Annotated in this window: 6 protein-coding genes; 2 read left to right on the forward strand and 4 right to left on the reverse strand. The window is 64.7% G+C overall.

The genetic code is table 11. The annotated features are described in order from the left end of the window. The 3 genes from AC1DT2_RS11430 to AC1DT2_RS11440 form a co-directional block, all read right to left on the reverse strand. Positions 1 to 1,925: YadA family autotransporter adhesin (locus AC1DT2_RS11430; RefSeq protein ID WP_477296293.1), on the reverse strand; the 1,925-nt coding region annotated here is incomplete at its 3' end. 222 nt (positions 1,926 to 2,147) lie between these two features. Then, the gene (locus AC1DT2_RS11435; protein WP_477296294.1) at positions 2,148 to 4,112 is read right to left on the reverse strand and encodes a PA domain-containing protein; all 1,965 of its coding nucleotides are present in this window, start codon (positions 4,110 to 4,112) and stop codon (positions 2,148 to 2,150) included. Then, entirely contained in the window at positions 4,109 to 4,558 is a 450-nt protein-coding gene (locus AC1DT2_RS11440; RefSeq protein ID WP_213950221.1) for a post-PEP-CTERM-1 domain-containing protein, read from the reverse strand. Before AC1DT2_RS11440 ends, AC1DT2_RS11435 begins: the two co-directional genes overlap by 4 nt. A gap of 522 nt (positions 4,559 to 5,080) precedes the next feature. On the opposite strand from AC1DT2_RS11440, the gene AC1DT2_RS11445 reads away from it, so the two are divergent. Beyond that, positions 5,081 to 5,866, forward strand: coding sequence for a TatD family hydrolase (locus tag AC1DT2_RS11445; protein WP_477296295.1), 786 nt, complete (start codon positions 5,081 to 5,083; stop codon positions 5,864 to 5,866). 30 nt (positions 5,867 to 5,896) lie between these two features. On the opposite strand, the gene AC1DT2_RS11450 is transcribed toward AC1DT2_RS11445, so the two are convergent. Continuing rightward, positions 5,897 to 7,555, reverse strand: coding sequence for a Na+/H+ antiporter (locus AC1DT2_RS11450; RefSeq protein WP_477296296.1), 1,659 nt, complete (start codon positions 7,553 to 7,555; stop codon positions 5,897 to 5,899). Between the two features lie 448 nt (positions 7,556 to 8,003). Here AC1DT2_RS11450 and AC1DT2_RS11455 point away from each other — a divergent pair. Continuing rightward, positions 8,004 to 8,242, forward strand: a 239-nt coding sequence (locus AC1DT2_RS11455) for a peptidase associated/transthyretin-like domain-containing protein (RefSeq protein WP_477296297.1), incomplete at its 3' end; no start/stop codon positions are given.

Consider the following 8,242-nt stretch of genomic DNA (forward strand, 5'->3'; position numbering starts at 1 on the left):
TTGGTGATCAGCGGATTGCCGTCTTCGTCCACAGCCACGCCGCCAACAGCGACGCTGCCCGGGCCGTTGGCTTGCGCACCCGCACCGTAGGCGGCGCTGTTCTGTCCGGTAGCCACGCTGCCGTAACCACTTGCCGTCGCGTTGTTGCCGGTTGCCACCGCGCTGCTACCGGTCGCCGTGGCACCATCGGCGCCGGCAAAGGCACCCGAGCCCGAGGCAGTCGCGTACTGGCCAGTTGCCAACGCGTCATCGCTACCGTCGTTCAGACCGTTCGCCTTGAAGTAGCGCGTGGCGCCACTCACCGACGAATCGAGCTGGCCCTTGTTCACCGCGTCGGTGTCTTCGGTTCCGGCGGCGACGTTCGCGATCTGCCGCTCATGGCCTGCGGTGCCGACCGATACCGTGTTGTCACGATCGGCCTGCGAATCCGCGCCGAGCGCTACGGAGTTCTCACCCAGTGCCCAGGCATTCGCACCGAGCGCCGTGGCGTTGTTGCCGAGCGCCCAGCTGTTCGTGCCGAGAGCGACCGCATTGGCACTCTCGAGGCCGAACAACCCGAACCCTGTTTCGGCGAAGTTGCCGATCGCGATGCTGCCTTCGCCAGATGCGCTGGCACCGGCACCGATCGCCGTCGAGCCCGCGCTGTACGCCGTCGATCCGAATCCGTTGGCGACCGACTGATCACCTGCGGCGGTCGCCTGCGAACCACTGGCGGTCGAGAAGTCGCCGAGTGCATTCGCCACCGCACCCACGGCGGTCGACTGCGCGCCGCTTGCATACGCACCAACGCCTAGCGACGACGCAGCAAAACCGCTCGCCTGCGCGCTCGCACCGACCGCCGTACCACCGACACCCGCGCTGGTTGCACCAGTGTCCACCGGCACTCCCCCGTTGGTGATCAGCGGATTACCGTCTGCGTCCACGGCCACGCCGCCGACGGCCACGCTGCCCGGGCCGTTGGCCTGCGCACCCGCACCGTAGGCGGCACTGTTCTGTCCCGTGGCGACGCTGCCATAGCCGCTCGCCGTGGCGTTCGTGCCTGTCGCGACGGCGCCGCTGCCGCTTGCCGTCGCACCATCGGCGCCGGCGAATGCACCCGAGCCGGAAGCGGTCGCGTACTGACCGTTGGCCTGCGCATCGTCGCTGCCGTCACCGTTACCGTTAGCTTTGAAATAGTGCGCGGCGTCGCTGGTGCTTTCCGCGAGGTTGTCCACCCGGGTCGATACACCGTCGACMTTCGTGGACAGCGTGTCCACACGTGTGGACACGCCATTCACCGAGGTCGAAACCTTATCCAGCTGCCGTTTATTGACCGCATCGGTGGATTGCGTGCCGTCGGCGACGTTCACCAGCTGACGCTCTTCGTTGACCTTGCCGATCGACACCGTGTTGGCGCGATTGGCGACTGACCCATCGCCGAGGGCGACGGCGTTCTTCGCCGTGGCGCTCGCGTCCGTTCCGAAGGCGGAACTGGCCGATCCACTGGCAAATGACGATTCGCCGATCGCAATGCTGTCCGTGCCGGTGGCGCGGGCGTTCTGGCCCATCGCCGTCGACCAGGCACCGGGGGACTGTGCATTCTGGCCCAGTGCGACGCTGTAGTCGCCACTGCTGTTCGCTGCTGTACCAACCGCCGTGCTGTAGTTTCCGGCAGCCTTGCTTGAGGTCCCGCAGGCGAAGGCATCCGTGCCTTTGGCGACCGGCGCCTTGCCCTGGATGCCGAGCAGATAACCACCGCACACGTTGCCTGCCTGCGCAGGCGCGCTACCCAGCGCCAGCATCACGCCGGCGGCCAGTGGAAGCGCGGCCATCGCGGCGCGCAGACGTCGGGAGGCGCCACCCTTTCCATTCGCGCGTGCCAGCTCCGATGCCACGACCAGGATGCCGAGCGATTTGTTCCAGACCTTGCTGTAGATGGTATTCACGTGAACCTTCCTCCCAGATGTCCGCTTGTTAGCGATCGATGCGCGGGCGCGCGGCGCGCGGCCCATCGCCAGTCCGTCGCGACCGCGGCGGACGAGGTATCCGAAGACCGGTGGCCCGAAGGCCGTCCAGCCGTCCAAACGTCGTGTCTTTTCCCCTACCCGCGACGCGGGCCCCACGAAGGTCGAGGCCCCGGGGAACCGGGGCCTCTTCCAGGTCATGCGTCAGAGCGTGTACGCACCCAGCACACTCACGCCGGAGTACGCCTTTTCACCCTTCACGGTCAGCGTCCACACGCCGGCAGCGGGCTTGGTCGCCGTGAATGGCTCACTGTTACCCGGACGATTGGGCTGCGCTTTCACCACGCCCTTCGGATCGGTCACCGAGATAGACACATCACCCGAGCCACCATAGGTACGCAGGGTCAGGGTCTTCGCGTTGGCCGGTACCGTGAGCTGGTACGCGGTGGTCGAGGCGGCGGCACCCTTCTGGTTGTTCAGGGCGGCGTTGTTGGCGAGCACGATGGCCGGCGGTGCCGGCGGCGGGCCGAAAGCGGTGTACTGCTTTTGCGTTTCCGCATCGGACAGGCAGGCGTTAAGGCTTGTCGCCTGGCCGGCGGTGATCAGGCCGTCCGCGGCAAGCTGCCCTTCGTACGCCCTGATGCCCGCACGATAGGTGCCCAAGTCGGCGGCGTTGCCGGCGAGGATCTTCGCGTTGGCGATCACGTTGGCACCGATGATGATGCCGCCCGGCACGAGTTTCGGAATGCCGGTGTCGCAGGTGAGCAGCAACTGGTTGCTGCGGTCGATGCCCCAGCCGATATCCTGGAACAACGCCGGACCCAGGTCGAGGTCGATCTCACCACGGAGATCCTGGTTGATGGCGTATTCCATGATCGCGTTGGGCGTCAGGCGCGTGTCGTAATGCGAGAACGACGATCCTTCCGCGAGTACCGCCGGCGCGTAGATCTGAACGCCGTCGGCATTCGTTCCGGCAAGACCGGTGCCCTTGCCCACGGTGCCGGTGAGACCTGCGAGGTTCGCCTTCAGCGTATTGCCGTCGACCTGGTTCACCAGGATCACCGGGATGGTCACCGGCGAGACAGGCGTGCCACCCGGCGTGACCGCAGCGGGCTGGTTGTTGGCGAGGAGTACGGCTTTAGCGCCGGCAGCCTGGGCATTGAGCGACTTCGTTGCGAAGTCGCAGGTGCCGCGATCGATCAGCGCGACCTTGCCGGCGACGGCGGAGGCGTTGGTGATGGCGGCGCAGCCATCGTTCGGCACGGCCTGTACCACGGCGCCAGAGAAGTTCGCCGCAGTGGCGGTCGGGCCGAAGCTGGCCTGGGCGTACAGATAATCGCCGGCGGCGGCGGCCGGGGCGGTCACGCGATACACGTCGGGCTGGCTCAGCGCGAGCGGGGCTTCAGCAATCACTGTCGCACCGGAGAAGGCCAGGTGGCCATCATCCAGCGCGGCCGTCACGCGTTGAGCCGGCGTCAGGTCGTCCCAAAGCGTGCCGTCATGCTTGACGAAGGAACCGTAGATGTTCGGATGCGAGGTGGCGTCGCCCGGGAAGTCCTGGCCGGTCGTCAGGTCCGTGAGGTCGAGGAAGCCGAGACCGTGCGACATTTCATGTAGCACGACGTTGAGGAAATCGATCTGTCCGTCGGGAACCTTGTGATCCAGGCCCATGTACCACTTCGAGCCTTCGATACAGCCGGGCTGGCCCAGTTTACCGTTGAACTGGCTCTGTATGTCGGCATTGCCCGGGTCGAGGTCTTCGCCAGCCAGCGCATCGGCCTCCGGCCCGGCATACCAGATGTTGGCCTTGGCACCCGCCGGAAGGTTCGCGGCATCAAAGAAGAAGACGGACAAGGGTCCGGAGGATCCAAGTACACCGCCCGTGGCGTCGCATTCCAGCGGCTTGAAGGTCGCGTTGTTGACGATCGTAACGTTGCTTTTCAGGTAAGCGCCGTGGATGTCCGCCGCGAACTGGAAGACGTTGAGCGCCTGTTGACCGAAGGTCGTGCCCGGGTTGCCTCCCACGGGCGTGGCGGGCGTATGGTCGTCGAGACCCTGTCCCGTACCGACGTCCTGGTTGACGATCTTGATCTCGGCGGCGCTGACGCTCATGGCGCCGAACAGACCGGCTGCGAGAAGGGCTGAGTAAAGAAGGCCGCGGCGGATCATCGGGTAACCTCCGGTGCCTTGGGCGCAACCTGGGCGCCGTGGTCGTCATGGTGAATGCTGATGGATCCGTCCGCCGCGCGCGTGGCGACGACGCTGCTCATCCGCTCCTGGGGCAGGCGCATCCCGGTGGCTTTCGCCCCGCTCTGGAGGGTGACCTTGCGCGCCGTCTTCACTGCATCGGCATTGGTGCGCGGTTGCGTGGAGAGCGATGTAACCCGGTTCTGCCGAGCCTGGAATGCCTTGGAGTACGCGGCGCGCTCTGCGTCGGTCGGCGCGCGGATCTTTCCGGTCGCCGGGTCGATGGCGACCTGCTGTCCGGCCTGGACGGCGCGGACCTGTGGAGTTGCCTGGGTCGCAGGCGTTTCCGCGGCGTGGACCGCTCCCGCGACGGTGAAGATGCCCGTCAGCACGAGGCCGATGGCCTGTGCCAGTGTTCGTGATGTCATTACGCATACCTCCCTAGTGCGGCGCCGGGACCCCTCCCTGCACGCCAGCCGACGAAGGCCCCCTCGCCGGCGCAAACACCTGAAGGATTCGACGTTCCCCTCAACGCAAAATCCGAAGACGACTTATGGCGCGGTACAACCCCGAATCGGCGGGTCGACAAGCGTCCCCGCAGCGGTGCGGTTTACCATCTGTATGTCCCCTTGCCCGTGGTACTGCGTGAGGCGAACCGGTTGCCGGCCGCCTTCCTTTTGAAACCCCTGCCTTGCATCCGTGTGACTGGTTTCGAGCTCCAACGGCGCGCTCCCGAGCGACGTCTTCTTGACGTCCGTCTTTGAAAACTAGCAGCAGGAAAATACGAACGTCAATCGTTTGACGGTAAGTTTTCGATAGACCAAACGGCCAAGCCGGAAACCCCGACGCAGCACGTTTGTGATGTCATTAGACCTTCTAATTCATGGCCTTGCGTGGCAATAACACGCTCGTCTTCACGTTCAAACCCTTGTCTCAAAGCGAAAGAAATCATGGACTTGATCGATATCGGAGCCAACCTGACCCACGAATCCTTCCGTCAAGACTTTGACGATGTGCTGACCCGCGCCCGTGCGCATGGCGTCGGCCGAATGATCGTGACCGGCGCCTCACGGGAAGGAAGCGAGCACGCGCTCGAGCTAGCCAGAGCCAGCGGCGGCCGCCTGTTTGCCACGGCGGGCGTACACCCCCATCACGCCGTGGACTACGACGAAGCCACCGACATCGTGCTCCGGCAACTCGCCAGCGAGCCGGAAGTTCGCGCCGTCGGAGAAACCGGGCTCGACTACAACCGCAATTACTCCCCCCGGGACATTCAGAGGGTCGTCTTCGAACGCCAGCTGGAGATCGCCGTAGACGTGGGCAAGCCTCTCTTCCTGCACCAGCGAGACGCACACCACGATTTCCTGGCCATCCTGAAGCGCTTTCGCCACCGCGTTCCCGCCGCCGTGGTGCACTGTTTCACCGACACCGAAGAGGCCTTGCGCGATTATCTCGACCTCGATTGCCATATCGGGATCACCGGATGGATCTGCGATGAGCGGCGTGGTGCGCACCTGCGCGAACTGGTGAAGCTCATTCCATCCGACCGGCTGATGCTCGAGACCGATGCGCCGTACCTGCTACCGCGAACGGTGCGGCCCATGCCCAAGGACCGACGTAACGAGCCGATGTACCTTGCGCACATTCGAGACGAAGTGGCACGCGATCGGGGGGAGTCGAAGGAAGCGCTGACTGACGCCAGTGTGCGTACGACGGAGGCGTTTTTTGGTCTTTGAGGCGAGCGCCCTTCGCCGATGAATCGACTCCTACCCGGAATGCAGGCTCGTCAGCGACGCTTCCGCAAGGTCGATCTCACGCATCAACGTACGCAACGTGTCGTCATTGATTTCATGGCTTCGACGAAGGTTGTACAACTCTCGACGCTCGGCACGCAGCGCCGCCAGACGCATGACGCGCTCCGTGCCCGCCTCGGCGCGTGCTTTCTGTGGAACGTCGCCTTCATCACCGGCCGCTTCGAGCCGCTGCTGGTAATCCGCCATCACGCGCGATGCAACGCGCGAGGCAAGCGCAATGGCGTTGACATCGCCGCTCTCGTCCACCCGCTGCTGCTCGTCAGCGATGCCGCGCAGTGCCGCTTCGGCCGATAGCGCCCGTGCCCTGCGCTCCTCGCGAACACGGGGGTCTTCGCCTGGAAATTTCAGCCCCTTGACGGCCAGCGGCAGGCCGATCGCACCGATGGCCAATGTGCACAGAATCACGCCGCTGGCGAGAAGGATCATCAGGTGCCGCACGGGGAAGGGCACGCCCTCGCTCTTCATCAGCGGGAGTGAAAGCACACCCGCCATCGTGATCGCACCGCGCACGCCTGCAAGCGCCGTGGTCCAGACCATCCGCGTTCCCACCCTGGGTCGTTTTTCTCCGCGATGAAGCGCGCGCAGCAGGACGAAGCGCAGCGACACCCAGACCCAGATAAAACGAAGGATGACCAGGGCCAGCGTGATCGCGAGAACGTAGGCGAGCAGATACCAGAGTTCGCCGCCGCCCGCCTGCGCGAGATCACCCTTCGCGCCGTCGACGATGCCGGGAAGCTGCAAGCCGAGTAGCAGGAAGATCAGGCCGTTGAAGACGAACTCCACCATCGACCACACCGCACCGTTCTGCATGCGTGTGGCTACGTAGCCACCCTTGAGCACGTCGGTGTAGTTCATTGTCATCCCGGCGGCGACGGCGGCGAGGATGCCCGAGACGCCGAAATGCTCGGCGAGCAGGTAAGCGGCGAAAGGAAGCAGCAGGAGCAAGGCGACCTGGCTGGCCGGATCCACCTCGCCACTCCAGCGCACCAGGCGCCGGCGGAAGATGCCGAACGTATAACTCACCAGCACGCCGGCGAGGATGCCCCCCAAGGCCATCACCCCGAAGTCGATCGACGCCTTGCCCAACGAGAAGCTGCCGGTGATCTCCGCCGCCACAGCGAACTGCAGGGCGACCAGGCCGGAGGCGTCGTTGAGCAGCGCCTCACCGGAAAGCACGTGCATCAGTCGCGAGGGGATCGGCGTTTCGCCGGTGATCGAGGTGACCGCGACCGCGTCGGTCGGCGAGAGCACGGCGGCCAGCGCAAAGGCCACCGCCAGGGGTACGGTCGGGATCAGCCAGTGAACGAAGTACCCGACACCCAGGATCGTGAAGAAGACCAATCCGACGGCAAGGGCGAGGATGGGCCCGCGCAAGAGGAACAGCTCGCGCTTGGGAATGCGCCACCCGTCCGCGAACAGAAGCGGCGGGATGAAGAGCAGGAAGAAGAGCTCATGGTCGAATTCCACATCCATGCCGAACGGCTGGGCCAGAAGGGCACCCAGAGCGATCTGCAAAATCGGCAGGGGAAGCCGGACCGGGAGCACCCGGACGATGGCGCCCGAAAGCGCGACGACGAGGAGGAGGACAAGAATCGTGATTACCAGTGCCATTTCCCGACGTTAAACGGGGGGTGTCACAGCAGGCAAGACGCCTGGCACTTGCAACGTAAGTTCTTGCGGTTCGCCCCGCAATTAGTTGCTTAGGACTTTTTCCTATTGTTACGAATGACAGCAATACTTTACGTTGTTTTCACGCGCCGCTTCGGCGCTGTCGTCAGCTCGCCTCAGGGGACATGATGAGCGGGTGCGACTTTCGCCATGGATGACGTCTTGCACGATCTTTTTGGGGAGCAAAAGAAATGCCAAACCACGCCATTGCGCGCACCCCTTTCGATTGACGACGTGACGCCGCCCGCCCGGTAAGAGGCGTTCGGCCGAGCGAAATTCTTCCAGTTGGTTTTCCGCCCGCCGATGCTTTCGGCGGAACGTCCGCGTGCCGCGCGGATGCGGACGACTTCACCCGTTTATTCGTCACGCGTTTTTTCAGGAGGGACGTTCCATGCAGTACGCAAACCGTTCAGTCGCGCCGCCGCGCCGCAAGCTCGCGCTTGCCGTGGCTTTCGCCGTATCCATCGGCGGTGCCGGCGCGGCCTTGGCGCAGAGCAACGCCACCGGCGCCATCTTCGGCTCCGCCACGCCCGGTGACGTTGTCCATATCGAGAACACGGACAACGGCCTGCGCCGCGACATCACCGTCGATGCCGGTGGCCGTTACCGCGCCAACTCGCTGCCGATCGG

The organism is Luteibacter sp. P4_E6 (assembly GCF_056401535.1).

Coding starts and splice junctions, on each gene's coding strand:
- AC1DT2_RS11435 (WP_477296294.1), bottom strand. CDS start 4,112: ATGATCCGCCGCGGCCTTCTTTACTCAGCCCTTCTCGCAGCCGGTCTG.
- AC1DT2_RS11440 (WP_213950221.1), bottom strand. CDS start 4,558: ATGACATCACGAACACTGGCACAGGCCATCGGCCTCGTGCTGACGGGC.
- AC1DT2_RS11445 (WP_477296295.1), top strand. CDS start 5,081: ATGGACTTGATCGATATCGGAGCCAACCTGACCCACGAATCCTTCCGT.
- AC1DT2_RS11450 (WP_477296296.1), bottom strand. CDS start 7,555: ATGGCACTGGTAATCACGATTCTTGTCCTCCTCCTCGTCGTCGCGCTT.